This is a genomic window from Halobacillus sp. BAB-2008, from assembly GCF_000328325.1.
In the GTDB taxonomy this organism is placed as follows: Bacteria; Bacillota; Bacilli; order Bacillales; family Halobacillaceae; genus Halobacillus.
The window spans coordinates 46,844-61,084 of record NZ_ANPF01000027.1 but is presented as its reverse complement, the minus strand read 5'-3'; the positions used below and the strand labels follow the sequence as shown (position 1 = coordinate 61,084).

Annotated in this window: 22 protein-coding genes; 15 read left to right on the top strand and 7 right to left on the bottom strand. The window is 38.8% G+C overall.

Annotated features, from left to right (window positions below; all coding sequences use genetic code 11):
• Window positions 1-22: 22 nt before the first annotated feature.
• The 5 genes from D479_RS07000 to D479_RS06985 form a co-directional block, all read right to left on the bottom strand.
• Window positions 23-352, bottom strand: a complete 330-nt coding sequence (locus D479_RS07000; protein ID WP_008635192.1) for a hypothetical protein — start codon at window positions 350-352, stop codon at window positions 23-25.
• 10 nt (window positions 353-362) lie between these two features.
• Complete coding sequence (locus tag D479_RS06995) at window positions 363-1,598, bottom strand: helicase-related protein (RefSeq protein WP_051989385.1); 1,236 nt, start codon at window positions 1,596-1,598, stop codon at window positions 363-365.
• The gene (locus D479_RS19875) at window positions 1,571-2,215 is read right to left on the bottom strand and encodes a DEAD/DEAH box helicase family protein (RefSeq protein WP_051989384.1); all 645 of its coding nucleotides are present in this window, start codon (window positions 2,213-2,215) and stop codon (window positions 1,571-1,573) included. Before D479_RS19875 ends, D479_RS06995 begins: the two co-directional genes overlap by 28 nt.
• 408 nt (window positions 2,216-2,623) lie before the next feature.
• Complete coding sequence (locus tag D479_RS06990; protein ID WP_008635190.1) at window positions 2,624-5,137, bottom strand: DEAD/DEAH box helicase family protein; 2,514 nt, start codon at window positions 5,135-5,137, stop codon at window positions 2,624-2,626.
• Window positions 5,138-5,297: 160 nt separating this feature from the next.
• Window positions 5,298-5,693, bottom strand: a complete 396-nt coding sequence (locus D479_RS06985) for a helix-turn-helix transcriptional regulator (RefSeq protein ID WP_008635188.1) — start codon at window positions 5,691-5,693, stop codon at window positions 5,298-5,300.
• A gap of 151 nt (window positions 5,694-5,844) precedes the next feature.
• Between D479_RS06985 and D479_RS06980 the strand changes: the two genes are divergently transcribed.
• From D479_RS06980 to D479_RS06920, 13 genes are all read left to right on the top strand, one after another.
• Window positions 5,845-6,093, top strand: a complete 249-nt coding sequence (locus tag D479_RS06980) for a helix-turn-helix transcriptional regulator (RefSeq protein WP_008635186.1) — start codon at window positions 5,845-5,847, stop codon at window positions 6,091-6,093.
• Window positions 6,094-6,291: a helix-turn-helix domain-containing protein gene (locus D479_RS06975; RefSeq protein WP_008635184.1), complete on the top strand. Its 198-nt coding sequence runs from the start codon at window positions 6,094-6,096 to the stop codon at window positions 6,289-6,291. It begins immediately after the preceding gene.
• Between the two features lie 71 nt (window positions 6,292-6,362).
• A complete protein-coding gene (locus tag D479_RS06970) occupies window positions 6,363-6,884 on the top strand; it encodes a helix-turn-helix domain-containing protein (RefSeq protein ID WP_008635182.1) in 522 nt (173 codons plus the stop codon).
• A complete protein-coding gene (locus D479_RS06965; protein WP_008635180.1) occupies window positions 6,881-7,153 on the top strand; it encodes a hypothetical protein in 273 nt (90 codons plus the stop codon). The genes D479_RS06970 and D479_RS06965 overlap by 4 nt, the downstream gene beginning before the upstream one ends.
• A 100-nt stretch (window positions 7,154-7,253) precedes the next feature.
• Complete coding sequence (locus D479_RS06960) at window positions 7,254-7,511, top strand: AbrB/MazE/SpoVT family DNA-binding domain-containing protein (RefSeq protein ID WP_008635178.1); 258 nt, start codon at window positions 7,254-7,256, stop codon at window positions 7,509-7,511.
• A gap of 208 nt (window positions 7,512-7,719) precedes the next feature.
• Window positions 7,720-7,938, top strand: coding sequence for a hypothetical protein (locus D479_RS06955; RefSeq protein ID WP_008635176.1), 219 nt, complete (start codon window positions 7,720-7,722; stop codon window positions 7,936-7,938).
• An 85-nt stretch (window positions 7,939-8,023) separates the two neighbouring features.
• Complete coding sequence (locus tag D479_RS06950) at window positions 8,024-8,968, top strand: lambda-exonuclease family protein (RefSeq protein ID WP_039871077.1); 945 nt, start codon at window positions 8,024-8,026, stop codon at window positions 8,966-8,968.
• A complete protein-coding gene (recT, locus tag D479_RS06945; protein ID WP_008635173.1) occupies window positions 8,968-9,834 on the top strand; it encodes a recombination protein RecT in 867 nt (288 codons plus the stop codon). The genes D479_RS06950 and recT overlap by 1 nt, the downstream gene beginning before the upstream one ends.
• Window positions 9,835-9,876: 42 nt before the next feature.
• Window positions 9,877-10,659 (top strand): DnaD domain protein, encoded by a 783-nt coding sequence (locus D479_RS06940; protein ID WP_008635171.1) that lies wholly within the window; start codon window positions 9,877-9,879, stop codon window positions 10,657-10,659.
• A 10-nt stretch (window positions 10,660-10,669) separates the two neighbouring features.
• On the top strand, window positions 10,670-11,479 hold the full coding sequence (locus D479_RS06935) for an ATP-binding protein (RefSeq protein ID WP_008635170.1): 810 nt from the start codon (window positions 10,670-10,672) through the stop codon (window positions 11,477-11,479).
• Window positions 11,480-11,659: 180 nt separating this feature from the next.
• Window positions 11,660-11,827, top strand: coding sequence for a hypothetical protein (locus tag D479_RS20675; RefSeq protein WP_193743875.1), 168 nt, complete (start codon window positions 11,660-11,662; stop codon window positions 11,825-11,827).
• A gap of 11 nt (window positions 11,828-11,838) precedes the next feature.
• Window positions 11,839-12,042 carry a hypothetical protein gene (locus tag D479_RS06925; RefSeq protein ID WP_008635163.1) on the top strand — a complete coding sequence of 68 codons (204 nt, stop codon included), beginning with the start codon at window positions 11,839-11,841 and terminating at the stop codon, window positions 12,040-12,042.
• Between the two features lie 349 nt (window positions 12,043-12,391).
• A complete protein-coding gene (locus tag D479_RS06920; RefSeq protein ID WP_008635160.1) occupies window positions 12,392-12,808 on the top strand; it encodes a RusA family crossover junction endodeoxyribonuclease in 417 nt (138 codons plus the stop codon).
• Here D479_RS06920 and D479_RS06915 read toward each other — a convergent pair.
• Window positions 12,805-13,182, bottom strand: coding sequence for a response regulator (locus D479_RS06915; protein WP_008635158.1), 378 nt, complete (start codon window positions 13,180-13,182; stop codon window positions 12,805-12,807). The genes D479_RS06920 and D479_RS06915 overlap by 4 nt on opposite strands.
• 138 nt (window positions 13,183-13,320) lie before the next feature.
• A complete protein-coding gene (locus D479_RS20155) occupies window positions 13,321-13,473 on the bottom strand; it encodes an aspartyl-phosphate phosphatase Spo0E family protein (protein ID WP_008635156.1) in 153 nt (50 codons plus the stop codon).
• A 90-nt stretch (window positions 13,474-13,563) separates the two neighbouring features.
• Here D479_RS20155 and D479_RS06910 point away from each other — a divergent pair, with 90 nt between their 5' ends.
• Both D479_RS06910 and D479_RS06905 read left to right on the top strand, forming a co-directional pair.
• The gene (locus D479_RS06910) at window positions 13,564-13,770 is read left to right on the top strand and encodes an XtrA/YqaO family protein (RefSeq protein ID WP_008635154.1); all 207 of its coding nucleotides are present in this window, start codon (window positions 13,564-13,566) and stop codon (window positions 13,768-13,770) included.
• Between the two features lie 35 nt (window positions 13,771-13,805).
• Window positions 13,806-14,093 carry a hypothetical protein gene (locus D479_RS06905; RefSeq protein WP_008635152.1) on the top strand — a complete coding sequence of 96 codons (288 nt, stop codon included), beginning with the start codon at window positions 13,806-13,808 and terminating at the stop codon, window positions 14,091-14,093.
• Window positions 14,094-14,241: the final 148 nt, after the last annotated feature.

The window sequence follows — 14,241 nt, the reverse complement described above, 5'->3', positions numbered from 1 at the left end:
ATACCCCTGAAAATTTCAGGGGCTAAACAGCAGCTTTTGTATTCTCTTTTAAAAGGTTTTTAAGTTCTAAATATTTTTCATTAATCGCATTTTTACGATCATATAAGGTTTCGGTATATTCGTCTACCAATGAAGTGAGAGAGTTTAAGTTCTTCTTTTCGTCAAAGGTGTAAGTGTATATTGCTATTCTCTCGTCAGGTAAATAACATTTAGTTTCAGCAATAATTTCGCCATTAGATTTAGTAATGTTCAGGCCAAAATAATTCTCTAATTGAATATTTTTAACTAACTCCTCAGGTGTTATTTTTGGAGAATACATTTCATCATAAAGTTGTTCCAAAAGTTCATTCATCTTATTCCTCCTAAAGCTCTTTTTTTAGCATATCTCGAATATGCGCTTCAAGTTCACGGGCTAATTCTATAGCTTTATCATAATCCTCGAGCTCCCAGTTGTCCCGTTTATCTCCTATTTGATTTTTTAATGATAAATTAAAATAGTTTCCAAGTAAAGCACCATTATTTTTTGAAGATCTGTATAGGAACGCATATTTACGAGGTAGTAAAAATTTCCTGTTAACCAGTTCAACACCATCTATTTCTAAATTGAAGTCAGCTGCAATTGAAGGAACAATATCTTCTCTAACTAGTTTATCAAAGTCCTGCCTAGTCCTGTGGTAATGTTTATCCGGGCGTAAATACTTTTCTTTATTTTTACTTTTTAAGGTCTGTTTATAAATATTTCTTGCTACTTCTTCATCTATTTCTAATTCTTCTTGTAGCTTCTTGATTTTTTGGTTTTCTTCCTCAATTTTTTTCTTTCTCTGTCTCATTAATTCAGTTTCTATGAATGCATCTTTCTCCGTTGATGATTGTTCTGATTCATTTGCATCTCCGAAAGAAACATCGCGATTTTTTCCAGGTTGTATGGGTTCACGATCAAGCTTTATTTTTCGTATTGCATCTCTTTTTTTCTTTTCTTTTTTGTAATAATCCCACAACTCCTCTAACCCTAATTCTGAATGGTGTATTACAGATGCAATATTATCTTCTTCGTTATAAGAACCGTCCTCATTTTGAATAGATCTTAGTACTCTTCCTACAAATTGGGCGTATGGAAGAAGAGTCTTAAAAGGTCTAAAAATAGCAGCTATGGAAAGGTACTTATGATCATATCCTTCTCCTAACATCGAGACGTTAATAACTACATCTACTTCATGGTTATCGATTTTGGAAAATTGTTTTTCTTTCTCAGTAGAATCTAAGGCACTGTGAACAATTGCTGATTCGTATCCTTTTTCTTTATAAATTTCTTGGACTTGAGAAGCATGTTTTATACTACAAGCGACAGCGATTATCTTATGCGGGTTATCTGTTAATCCTTTTTTCTGATTCAAGTGTTTTATTGATAAATCAACTATCCTTTCATTACTTGCTCTGGAAAGAGCAACAGTTCTCCTAATCCAATCTTCTTCTCTTAGATTCATATCTCTAATTTGATCCAGAGAATAATAGGTACTGTCATCCTCATCTATAGTAAAATACATACTTTCAGGTATATGTTCGAATTTTTCTAAACTCTTAACATATCCGTTCTCCATTGCTCTCGCAAGGCTATATGAGTATATCTCTTCACCATTAATTTTTTCCCATCACTTCTAAAAGGTGTACCAGTTACTTTAAGAACTTTTGCAGAATTAAAGTATTCAATTGCCTTTTTCCAAGTTCTTGCTTCCGCGTGATGTGCTTCATCAATAATTATAAAATCAAAGTAATCTGATGGAACCCTTTTAACCAATGAGGAATCTAATCTTTCTTGTAATTTATGATAATTTAATACGACTATATCGGATTGATCTAATATTCCATTAGTAAGTTTTTTGTCGTATTCAATTACTGAAGGCAGTTCATCATAACTATTAAGAACCCTCGTGGATAACCAGAAGTTTTTAGCATCAGCTGAGTCTAATGATCCCAGCACTGAATCCCTTATCACCGTCTGTGGAGTGATGATCAGAACTCTTCCATTTGAAATTTCGTAGGGGGAAATAGCCATTAAACCGGTTTTACCAGTTCCTGTTGGTAGCACTACCAGAGCATGCTCTGTACTATTTCTTACATTAAAATGTTCATAAATTGTTGTATATGCTTCAATTTGTGGTTCCCTTAAAAGGTGATTATCCCTTATGTATGCAGGCGTTGTCATAAAATAACTCATAAACTACTCCTTTAACTTGATGATTATTTTTCTTGAAAAAAGCACGTCCAAAGGACCAGTGTAAATTACTAGATATTATTATTTCTATTTCTATTTCTATAAGAAACAAAGACAACCCTTCATAATATTACATAAATTAAGATTTTATGGAAACCCCTAGGGGGATGGGTTACATATGAAAAAGGATTGAGTTCTATGGTTACTTAGAATACCTTAGGTTTCTAGTTTATCTCCAAGTTTGTTAAGGTAATTAGTTTGTACACATACAAAACTAATTATTTTAATTAAAGGAAACAAAAACTATGTAAATTAAATAGGACCCAGGATAGATGGCAACTCATGTGCCATCTTCCATCTGGGATCAAAGATTCAACATATCAAAAAAATATTGTTGAAAGTAGATTATTATCATTTCTCCTCAACTGGCGTTAAATAAGTTGATAATTGTCTTCTCTCCAACATATAAGTTTTCAAGATTCCCAATATTTCTTCAGGCGTCCACAAGTGTGGTTCTCTTTGGGCGAGAGTTGTAAAGAATCCATTTACATTCTCTTTCAATTCTCCTAAACCTTTCTCATTAATAATCCCCGTGTTAGAAGGAGTAAATGCTTCGTGATGTAATTTATTTGATGGATGAATTAATACTGGTGTTCCATTTTTATCTGGGTAATGTTTCTTGAACCAGTTATCACTGGAGGAAATCTGTTCGCTCTCACTTTTATAAATTAAGTCTCTTTCTGTCTTAACCTCGTTTTTAGCTTCTATCACAAGGAACTCATCATCATAAATATTCCATAAAATGTCGCATCCATTGTTAAACTCTGCTTCTGGTTGTTGTGTATCAAACCCTAGACATTCTCCTAATCGAGTGAAGGAGCGCTCGAATAGTGTAGATGAATCTGGTTTGAAAGCTATATCATCCAATAGTTTTGTAACGTGAAGCACAATCGAATTCGCCTCTGTAAATGAACTAATAAACTGTTTTATCTTTAATGCTTGCCTTGTCTGCTTAGATGTTAATTTCTTATAATTAATTCCGCTTGGAGGCTTTAACAAGAATGTGTTTTTTGTGTGTGCTGCAAGCTGGACTTCCATAGAACGACTTTTATCACCGTTGTAAAGGTATGACGCGGACAATTGTAAGAACCATGCTTGATCGTCTTTTACAAAACTTTCTTTCGTATTAATAAACTGCCTTATTGTGTCTGCAGCACGAATGGACTGATTTGAACAAGCTAAGTCAAAAGCTTCTCTTTCTTTAATAGCGACATCAATTAAACTAATGTCTTTTTCTGGTGACCCGGAAGAGGTGATTCTTTGTCTGTGCAACTTAATCCACTCAGGATCTCTATCCAATACTTGTTTAATAGTTTCGCCTAACTGCTTCATAGAGGATCCACTTTCTCTACTAGCAAGAGCTGCGACTTGTGTACCTAAATTTATTTGAGTTACTGTCTGTGGAGAAAGGTGTCTTTGAAATTCATTAGTCGAAATTATAGAAACTAGGTCTTTACCCAAAATAATGACAACTGAGTAATCATTAACAGATCTTACTGACCTTCCAAACCCTTGTTCTATTTTTTGAGCTTGATTCATTCTCATTAACCTAGAGTCAGGCCTTGCGTATAAAGAGTATTGTTCATGTAATGTAGTTGCAGATGGCAGATCATCAATAATTAAAATCCTGCATGAATCTCCAGGTAGATCTACTCCGTCATATCTATTGGAAAGAACTACTTTATGTCCTATGGATTCTTTTAAGTTGTTTATTATTTGAGAAATCTCACTAGGAGCAGGCTTATTAAAGAAATTATCTTGCCAAAGACTTGCTCTATTATCTGAAGACACAAGTGTAACTACATTGTAATTTTTCAGTTTAGAAAAAGCCCCGGCAATATCAAATGGCTTCAAATTTTTATCGATATTTTGTGGTGCGATAATCATTCGTTCACCGATGTCTGAATAAGTATCTGATTCTATAGGATCCTCCACTGTTTCTTTGTTGACCTGGAAATCCTTAATTAAAGAAGAATCATCGTTCAAAGTTGCTGACATAAAAATTCTTCTTTGAGCCCTATGAAAAGAGGGGAGTTTTTGTATAGGTAGACACTTAGGTGAAAGTTCAATTCTATGAGATGATATATATACAAAATAATGCTCTAAGAAGTCTCTTACTAAGGGCCACTTGAATTTTAATGATTCATCATCAGAGTGCTCCGATAGTAATGTTGTTATTTCATTTATTCTATCTATCCATGCCCAGTATGGCACCATCAAAACACCATAGGAGTCACGCCCTTCTAGCACATCTAAAGCTGTCCCTCTTGACTGGGCTACTAAAGAATCTTTAAACATCGGTACAAGCTTCTGATAAATATCACTTTGGTTATCAAAAGATAGAGAGAATACTTCCCTTGCTTTGTTTAATGCTGCATGTGCATCATCAATAATTACACTTCCTATATTAATAACATCTTTAGACCCATCACCTTCTACTCCAAAAACCGTCTTTGCATTAAATAACTTTGCAAATGTTGTAACTAAAATTGCTTCACTATTTAAAAATTCTTCTGGAAAATTCCTATCTTCGAAAGTAACACAGTCAATTCCTAAATCTTCTGCATCACCTAATACTTGTTCAACTAACAGTTTATCTAAGCATAAATAAAGAGCAGGCCCCAAATTTTCATTAAGAGAGGATTGGAGCTGAAGCAACCCTACAGCTGTTTTCCCACCGCCGGTGTTCATCTTTACAATATTATCTTTTAAATCCCTTTTTTCAAACCATTCTTGTAGTATTTTCTCTTGATCACTTCTTAAATATGGAAATTGATTACTTCTAACATTAGATTCAAATATTTCCTTTGGTTTAATCGGAGAATTCTGATTTTCATCTCCAAGTAATTTGCCGAAATCTACCATTTCACCACTCCTTTTACCCACTGGTCATTCTATATTATTGAAATAGCATACTGCATCCCATTACTTTTTCTCCATTAAAATAGAAAACCCTTCAAAAAAAGACAAAATATCCAATGTTATATATTTCTGGCAATTAAAAAAACTCGTCATGATGACGAGTTTATGTATCATTATTCAGCTTCTTTGACTGTTCCACTAAATATTGAAAATAACTTTCCAACTGGCGGATTTGCTCCGGACTCATCGATTTCCACTTCTCAATATCGAAGAAAGCCATATCATCTATTTCGTACTTATCAAGTAATCTATTTATTTCTGCGATAGAATCATTTGTGCTTTCTGGCTGAGAACTAGGTGTATTAGATCTTCCTAATAAGTAATCTGTAGTGACATCGAAGTAGTCAGACATCTTATCTAGGGTTTTAAAATCAGGTTCTCTCGTCCCACTTTCATACTTGGAAATAGTGGAATAGGACACTCCTATGGTCTGTGCTAACTGTTCTCTACTAAGTTTATGTCTATTTCTAAGTTGTTTTAATCTGTCACTAAAAGCCATATACACACCTCCATATGCTTATATTTTATACTATTTGTCCAATCACTAATATATTTTTGGACAAAAAGGGTAATTGCATGTTGACTTTGGACGTATCGTCCATTAATATTTAGTTATAAGGACGAATTGTCCAAGTATTGGAGGTGAAAATATGAGAAACAATTTAAGAAATGTAAGAATTGAAAAAGGGTTTAAAGACGTAGAAGAACTGGCTGGTTTATTGGGAATATCTGCATCTTATTACTATAAAATTGAGCAAGGAAAAAGGACACCAAGTATTAATCTTGCAAAAAATATAGCAGACGAGCTTGATCATACTGTGGATGAACTTTTTTTTAATAATAAATTGGACGTATCGTCCAGATGTCAGGGCCAATCTATCACTAAGGAGGTGATCTAAATGAATAGACGAACAATGACAGTCACCGAAGCAGCCGAATATCTCGGTGTTTGTAAAGACACAATCTACACAATGGTCCGCACAGATGAAATACCACACTTTCGTTTGCGTCGTAGAATCTTTTTCTCGCAAGAGACGATCGACGCCTGGATCAAGCAACAAGAAAATCTGCTTATGGATGAAACAGAAGCCATGTAAGGAACAACTCTAGATTAGCACCATGACAACTAAATAATGGTACCTCAATTGGTACAAAAGGAGTCTTGGAAATGAAGAAAAGTAAAGCTGCTCGAATGATGAAAGAAGCGAGGATGCAGCGTGGCAAGACACAACAACAACTCTCTATGGACATGTTCCAGTCAAGAGAATATGTAGCCAAGCAAGAGAATGGAGATCGAAAGCTAACGCCTTCCACAGTCCAGCATTTTACGGAAACTTATAACGATCCATGGCTAGCTCTTGAAGCCGCGTTTGAGTACACCGGTTGGGGAGTAACTCGATTGGATGGTCCGGCAGTTGATCTACACCGATCTGCTGTAAGAGAAAAAACACTGGAGGAACTGAGAGAAGCAATAGAAGCCATGGAAAAGGTGAAGCTTACCAAGCATCCATCGTTTACTCAATCATTCGAACTCCAAGACATAGAGCGATCAGCAAGAGAACACATAGATGTAATTGGTGCTTCAATGACCTATGTAGCGACTTTATGTCAGGAGTATGGATTGAACTGGAATCAGCTTTGGGAGGATCATCATCGAAAACTACAATCAAGGGGGTATGTCACTTCATGAATGATTTAGATAATTATTTAGCAGAGGACGTTGTAAAAGCCGCAAAAGAGTTGGATTGTCTCCATGATCTTAGACAGAAGCAAGGAGAAGCAATAGCTCAAGGAAACTTCATGCAAGCAAAGCTATTAGGTGCAGACGTTCTAAACAGCTTGAATGAACTGGAGTTTATGAGAGAGCGAAAGATCAACCGAGATAACCTTCGAAGAGTAGCCATTGAAATGGTCGATCAGGGTATCTTAGTCGCTATGGTGAAACACCGTTATGAGTAGGCCTAAAACAAAGCTGGATATTACGTACATCCTCTTGTTTATAGCAGCATTTATTTTCTTGTATGTATCCATCATTGATTAAAAAGAAAGGGAGATTGAAATGAAAGCACTTGGTATTGTTCGCAAACTAGATGAATTAGGAAGAGTTGTAATTCCGAAAGAGGTTAGGGATTCCCAAGGGTGGCAACCTGGTCAACCACTGGAGATGTTTATGGATGGTGAGTCGATGGTGTTATCCGCATATGGAAAGGCTCAAGAAAAAGAGGATGTACTGGAAGAATTACGTTCATTGAAAGGTGAGTTATCAGGAGAGGCAAAAGAGCGGATTAAGCAGGTGATTGCTTATGTGGAGAAATAAAAACGATTATTTGGACCGCCATCCAAATAATCGTCAGTGATAAGCATTCATATCAGTACTTATTGTACCATTATCCCCTTTAGCTGAAAAGTGGGGGAGCGACAGGTTCAGCCTGTCGTTGAGATCAGGAACGTTAAGACACCCCTCAAGCGTCCGAACGCGTTCCTGGTTTCAACGATGCGCTGGCATCAGAAAGGTGGTGAGTGATATGGCATTGGAACATCCAGTGATTGAGAGTATAGAGCGTACAGGTTTCCCTGTTGATCTATCAGAAGCTGATCATTATGGTCTTGATGCGCTAGGGAATGAAGTTTTCGTTGGAGACGATATTTATGTATTTGAAGAAGAGTTTTTTCTGAAAGAGACATTGCTTCAAGAGACGAAGGAAACCTTGCAAATTCTAGGTGCGGAAGAAATGAAGGCATAAAAAAAGACCACGCTGCAACGTGGGTCTTTAACAAAATAACTTTGACAATAGTATAACAGAAATTCTGAGGAGGTCCAATATGGGGATAAAAGCACAAGTTCTTCAAAACACGGCGGACATGGAAGAAAACGAATGGTTGGAGTCTCGGAGACAAGGTATTGGTGGGTCGGATGCAGCTGCTATCGCAGGCTTTAATAAGTGGAAATCACCCGTAGTCGTGTACATGGAAAAGATCGGTGAAGTGAAATCAGAGTCCTCCAATGCAGAAGCTGCCTACTGGGGGCATGTGATGGAGGCTACCGTTGCTCAAGAGTTCAGTAAACGGACCGGATTAAAGGTCCGCAAGAGGAATGCGATTCTCCAACACCCTGAACATGCTTGGATGCTTGCGAACGTTGATCGTCTCATTGTCGGTAAGAATGAGGGGCTTGAATGTAAAACGGCTAGTGAGTACCTCAAGGACGAATGGGATGGGGAGGAGATTCCTATGGCTTACCTCCTTCAATGTCAGCACTATATGGCTGTCACAGGCGCTGATGCCTGGTGGATTGCCGTATTGATCGGAGGTAATAAATTCGTTCATAAACGTATTGAACGTGATGAAGAGTTGATTGAAAGCCTGACCGATATGGAGAAAGATTTCTGGGAGCAACATGTGCTGAAACAGAACCCTCCAGAAATCGATGGGTCCAGTGCTTCCGTTGATTTTATTAAAGCGATGTATCCTGATGCAGACCCGGATAGTGAAACGGAATTGGATTCTGAATCCGATAAGCTACTTGAAGCCTTGGAGCAGATCAAGACAGAGGAGAAGGACCTTAAAACGAAAAAGAATGAGTACGAGAATCGATTGAAGCAGAAGCTTGAAACCTTTGAACGTGGGTTCACCAATCATTATGTTGTCACGTTTAAAAACCAGGAACGAAGAACCGTGGATTCCAAGCGTTTGAAAGCTGAACAGCCTGAGCTATACGAAAAGTACACGAAGGTAAGTAAATCCCGACCACTCAAATTCAAGGAGGCTAAATGATGGCCACTAACAGTACAGCTAAAAATCAATTAGCAAATAAGAAGAATAGCAGCAATGCTCCGCAACAGTCCAATAACCAAGTGAATACGATTCAAGCATATCTGAAGAAGATGGGTCCTGAGTTCGAAAGGGCCCTTCCTAAACACATGGATGCGGATCGTTTAGGGCGAATAGCCATGACCACCATACGTCAGAACCCTAAGCTCCTGGAGTGCTCCATTCCATCATTGATGGGCGCAGTGATGCAGGCTGCACAGCTAGGCTTAGAGCCTGGATTGATTGGTCATTGTTATCTCGTTCCTTTTTATAACGGAAAAATGAAAGAGACCGATGTACAGTTCATTATCGGCTATAAAGGGATGATCGACCTCGCTCGCCGGTCTGGCCACATAGAAAGCATATATGCGCACACAGTCCATGATAACGATGAGTTCGAGTATGAGTTGGGGTTGCATCCAAAACTCGTACACAAGCCCTCTACGGGCGAGAGAGGCGATATGAACTTTGTCTATGCGGTCGCTCATTTCAAAGACGGAGGGTATCAGTTCGAAGTGTTCAGTCGCAATGACGTTGATAAGGTAAAAGAGCGATCCAAGGCTGGAAAGTTCGGGCCATGGCAGACAGACTATGAAGAAATGGCGAAGAAGACTGTCATTCGCCGCATGTTCAAATACCTGCCGATCAGCGTGGAAATCCAGAACCAAGCGACCAATGACGAGACGGTCCGAAAAGATGTTACAGAAGATCCTGAGTCCGTATATGAGAAAGAATTTATTGATATTCCAACGCAGGAAGAAGACTCTCAACAAGAAGAAGAGAAGCGATCGGATGTATCTCCGGAACAAGCTGCTATGGATATAGAGTAAACAAAGGCTATGTATGAAAAATAGCCGGAGGGGAGGGACAACATGCAAGGATGGATCAAGCTCCATAGAAAGGTCATGGAGAGCACTACATTTCGCACGTTGAAACTGAATCAGAAGATGATAGCCATTTATCTGCTGTTAAAAGCTAATCACACAGATGGGGTTTGGACAGATCAATACAAGGGGTTACAGGTGGAAGTGAAGCGAGGTCAAATTGTCACCTCCCCTCAAAAAATTGCCGAAGATTGGTTCCGAAATGACAAAGAAGTCACCAGGCAGGTTGTGAGGACGACGTTAAGCAAATTAGAAAAGCTGGATTTTTTGACCAAGGAATCAACCAAGCAATATACACTTATAACCCTTGTCAACTACGGGCTTTATCAGCAAGACGATGAACCGATTAACCAACCTAATAACCACGAGCTAACCAAGCATCAACCAAGCGTTAACCAAGCATTAACCACAAACAAGAATGTAAAGAATGTAAAAGAACTAGATAATAATAATATTAACCGCGCGGAGAATCCTCACACGTTCTACGAAAAGAATTTCGGGATTCTAAAACCATTCGTGAGTGAGAATATCTCCGAGTGGGCGAATGAAATGTCAGACGATCTGGTTATCGCGTCTATGAAACTGGCAATCAAAAACAACAAAGCACACTTCGGGTATTGCGAAGCTATTTTACGAGACTGGCAAGCAAAGGGCGTACAAACCGTGGAGGATGCTCGGGCTACACAACGGAACCATACATCAGCGACTCCTACCAACGTCACGCCAATCCGGAAAACAGAAACGAGCAAGCAATACAAATACGGATTTTAGGAGGTAGCTTATGCAAGGCTTAACTCGAGAAGGACAGATCCTAAAACCGGAAAAACAGGTGATTGAATCTTACACCTGCGATGGCTGCCACAAGCAAGTGGAGCGCAGCCGAATGCAAATCCCACTCGGTCCACACAAGGGAAAATGGACCACGGTGGAAATGGGATGCAAATGTGAAGACATAGCCCTTGCCCAACAGGCGCTGAAAAATAGAGATCAAGCCATTTACCAAAAGGTGTTCAAAGTTTTCGAACAGCACTCCCTGATGAATAAGTCTCTCCAGGAAGCAACGTTTGAGAGTTATCAACCACCTACGCCGATGTTGAGAGAGGCGAAAGACAGACTGGAGGAATATGCAGAGAACTTTTCGGAGGATGCAGGTAACCTCCTGATCTTCGGACCATACGGGACAGGGAAAAGTCATTTGGCTGTATCTCTTACCAAGCAGCTGATGAAGCAGGGAAAACGTTGCTTGTTTTTATCCGTACCGAAGCTGTTCACCAAGATTAAGCAAACCTACAGCGAGGTCAGCCCTTTCAATGAAAATCAGATTCTGGAGCTAATTCAGAAGATGGACCTCTTGGTCTTAGATGACCTGGGAACGGAGTACACCAACGCCAAGGACGGCCAGAACAGTTGGGGACACACGAAGTTGTTCGAAGTCTTAGACGATCGTGCCGGTAAGCCGACGGTCTTCACCACCAATTTAATGAGCACGCAGCTGGAGAAGAAGCTGAACGAACGGAACTTTTCACGACTGATGGACGGCACGGAAGTTATAAAAATGGAAGGGCCGGATTATCGGAGGAAGGAGTTTTAACATGTGTGAGATATGCAATGGAACAGGACGAGGAACGCATCTTCTGGGGAAAGGTGGACGCTTGGGCGTCTCCTTCATTCCCTGCCCGAACGAAGCGTGTAGGTTAGCTGCTCAAGAGAGATCGAAGAAGGCTTTACAGCGAATCAAGACAGAGCTCGCAAAGCAAAGAAGGGATTCTGCATGAAGATCAGTCAACTGGATTACAAAGCACAGCATGTCATCGATCAGTTATCAGAATTAGGGTTTGAAGATACCGAAGGCCTTTCTTATGACGAGCTGGTAAGGAAGTTGGCCATGGCTAGAGCGTTGGAAGTGGACATTAGCAGTGATAAAAATAAATGGTTTTAGGAGGTGAGACTATGAATTTATCTTTACAAGAAAAGCAAAGGTTACGAGAGGTCAGCGATCGGAAAGAGGATTTGAAGAATTACTTGTATCGTCAGGGAGTCTCTAAGGCACCGGATGGTCGTGATATCGAGAAGCTCAGTTTGTTCGCCTTGGAGCATGTCGCTATTACAGTTAAATCAAATCTGGCTAAAGTAACCAAAAAACAAAATGAGTGAATCTTATAAGATCACTCAATGTCACAGTTAATACAATTGCTATGTCTTATTCTCAAATCTTCATTTGCTGCACAAAATTAATATTCCTCGCTTCATGGCAATAACTTTGAGGATTTCAGCTTCCTGGAGCATTAAGGTGGATAGAGTGCCAGAAGAGACTTTATTCACTAAAAAGAAATACAATCCAACAACTTTTTCATCACTGAGTTGATCGTATTTAATATTTACCCTCCTGGAAATATGACTTAGACCAAGACAGTCTTATCCTAGCTTATCCTTATGAGAATATTAAAGGCGCATTTGTCGATTTCAATAAACAAAACAAAATGATTACGAAGGTGCGGGCATAATGATTCAATTTACTGTATTAGGAGAACCTGTGGCTCAAGGGAGGCCAAGAGCCGGTAAGAGCAAGAATGGGAAGACGGTTTTATATGATCCACCAAAATCCAAGGGATTTAAACAGTATGTGGGATTAGTTGCTTCACAGCATGCGCCCTCAGAATTATTGGAAGGCCCTCTGAGTGTGAAAGTGAAGGTTTATAAGCCATCGCTCAAGAGCTCCTCGAAGAAGCGCACAGCAGAGGCTGAGGCAGGTTTGTTCCGGCCAGTGACAAAGCCGGACGTTGATAATTATGTAAAAGGGATCAAGGATGCTTTGAACAAGGTGATCTGGAACGATGATAGTCAGGTGGTCGAGCTGACTGTTAGCAAGTGGTATAGCGCGAAGCCGAGGGTGGAGGTACAGATTATGGAACTCTCCTAGTAAAGAGAGCTTTCTTGATTAGAGGTTAACTTTTCAAGGGCAGCAGAAAGTCTTCGGAAGTGTGGTTTCTTAATAAAATCATATGCTCCTAAAATTGCGCACTGATCAATTACTTTATTCGTTGTGTAGTAGGAGCAAATAATAACAGCTGTATCAGGAGACTTACTTTTCATATAGTTGAGAGCTCGAAGAGCCTCGTAAAAAGGAATTTTTAAATCCATAATAACAACTTCTGGTTCTAATGCGTTGAACATAAACAATCCTTCTGTATAGGTGTTTGTATCTGTAATATTTTGATATGAATGGAAGCCTAAAATGTTTCTAAGCCAGTCTCTCATTCTAGCTTCTTCATCAATAATTAATACCCTTGTCATATAGGTCTCACTCCCTAGATGTATATATTACCAGAGCTACTTGTTATTTGGAATTAGGATAAAGGATTTTATTGGGAAAAATAAAAAGGACCCTGTGACAAGGGAGTTAAAAGTTGTCAAAAGAATAAGGATAACACTTTACTGACACTTCTTGCGGTATTGATTTAGCAGTTGATCTAATTCTTGAGAAATCTTAACGACATAATCATAATCTGCATTATTTAGGTAAGCATTGTACATTATTCGTCTTTTCCTCTCGATGCGCTGCTTAAGCAAAACACATGTGCTCATGTCTATCCTCCTAAAATGGTATACAAAAAGTCGAGAGCATTGCTCCCGACTAGAATGTGGTAATTCGATTATATCACGGAGGTATACTTTATGCGATTAAACCAACTGCCGATAGAGATAAGTGATGGGAAAATTAATATAGAATTGGATATTCAGGAAGAAGATACACCGATTTGTGTTGTATATTGCGGTGGTAAGGCCAAAATGACTACTTTGCCGGATCATGGCGAGACAAAAGTTATTACGCATCAGGGGAAGGTAAAAAGGATTAGATATGATGAGGGGGAAGAGTTCTGAGGTTATTTTCAAACTTTAAGAGAAATGCGGTTCTAGTGCTTAAGGTTGTTTATTTGATAGCCATACTTACAATGATTTTAATGGTAGGATTTTTAGCGTATGTTGGAATTTCTACAGATGCTGTTACTAATCCGAAGCTAGTTAATACTGTAACTTTTGCAATGGCTTTAATATCCTTGCCAGGGACATTAGTAATGCTATTGGATGTTTTCGGAGATACTTCTAAAAAGAAGGAGGAGGTTTCTACGCTAGAGGGGCAATGCCCTCGTTGTTATGAAAAGACCACATATTACATGAAATCTAAAACCTATGAAAATGGTTGAGGTTTTGATTTATGAGGTGCAGCATCATCTTAGTAGAACTAAGAAGCAACCCAAACAGCTTGAAAACGAAGCTGTTTGGGTTGCTTCTGCAAATATAGCAAACTATATTTAGCTTTACTCTCAATGGTTTGTTTTTTAATCTCTGTTT

Bases quoted from the DNA above. Each gene is read 5' to 3' on its own strand.
- D479_RS07000 (WP_008635192.1), bottom strand. From the start codon at position 352: ATGAATGAACTTTTGGAACAACTTTATGATGAAATGTATTCTCCAAAA.
- D479_RS06995 (WP_051989385.1), bottom strand. From the start codon at position 1,598: ATGGAGAACGGATATGTTAAGAGTTTAGAAAAATTCGAACATATACCT.
- D479_RS19875 (WP_051989384.1), bottom strand. From the start codon at position 2,215: ATGAGTTATTTTATGACAACGCCTGCATACATAAGGGATAATCACCTT.
- D479_RS06990 (WP_008635190.1), bottom strand. From the start codon at position 5,137: ATGGTAGATTTCGGCAAATTACTTGGAGATGAAAATCAGAATTCTCCG.
- D479_RS06985 (WP_008635188.1), bottom strand. From the start codon at position 5,693: ATGGCTTTTAGTGACAGATTAAAACAACTTAGAAATAGACATAAACTT.
- D479_RS06980 (WP_008635186.1), top strand. From the start codon at position 5,845: ATGAGAAACAATTTAAGAAATGTAAGAATTGAAAAAGGGTTTAAAGAC.
- D479_RS06975 (WP_008635184.1), top strand. From the start codon at position 6,094: ATGAATAGACGAACAATGACAGTCACCGAAGCAGCCGAATATCTCGGT.
- D479_RS06970 (WP_008635182.1), top strand. From the start codon at position 6,363: ATGAAGAAAAGTAAAGCTGCTCGAATGATGAAAGAAGCGAGGATGCAG.
- D479_RS06965 (WP_008635180.1), top strand. From the start codon at position 6,881: ATGAATGATTTAGATAATTATTTAGCAGAGGACGTTGTAAAAGCCGCA.
- D479_RS06960 (WP_008635178.1), top strand. From the start codon at position 7,254: ATGAAAGCACTTGGTATTGTTCGCAAACTAGATGAATTAGGAAGAGTT.
- D479_RS06955 (WP_008635176.1), top strand. From the start codon at position 7,720: ATGGCATTGGAACATCCAGTGATTGAGAGTATAGAGCGTACAGGTTTC.
- recT (WP_008635173.1), top strand. From the start codon at position 8,968: ATGGCCACTAACAGTACAGCTAAAAATCAATTAGCAAATAAGAAGAAT.
- D479_RS06940 (WP_008635171.1), top strand. From the start codon at position 9,877: ATGCAAGGATGGATCAAGCTCCATAGAAAGGTCATGGAGAGCACTACA.
- D479_RS06935 (WP_008635170.1), top strand. From the start codon at position 10,670: ATGCAAGGCTTAACTCGAGAAGGACAGATCCTAAAACCGGAAAAACAG.
- D479_RS20675 (WP_193743875.1), top strand. From the start codon at position 11,660: ATGAAGATCAGTCAACTGGATTACAAAGCACAGCATGTCATCGATCAG.
- D479_RS06925 (WP_008635163.1), top strand. From the start codon at position 11,839: ATGAATTTATCTTTACAAGAAAAGCAAAGGTTACGAGAGGTCAGCGAT.
- D479_RS06920 (WP_008635160.1), top strand. From the start codon at position 12,392: ATGATTCAATTTACTGTATTAGGAGAACCTGTGGCTCAAGGGAGGCCA.
- D479_RS06915 (WP_008635158.1), bottom strand. From the start codon at position 13,182: ATGACAAGGGTATTAATTATTGATGAAGAAGCTAGAATGAGAGACTGG.
- D479_RS20155 (WP_008635156.1), bottom strand. From the start codon at position 13,473: ATGAGCACATGTGTTTTGCTTAAGCAGCGCATCGAGAGGAAAAGACGA.
- D479_RS06910 (WP_008635154.1), top strand. From the start codon at position 13,564: ATGCGATTAAACCAACTGCCGATAGAGATAAGTGATGGGAAAATTAAT.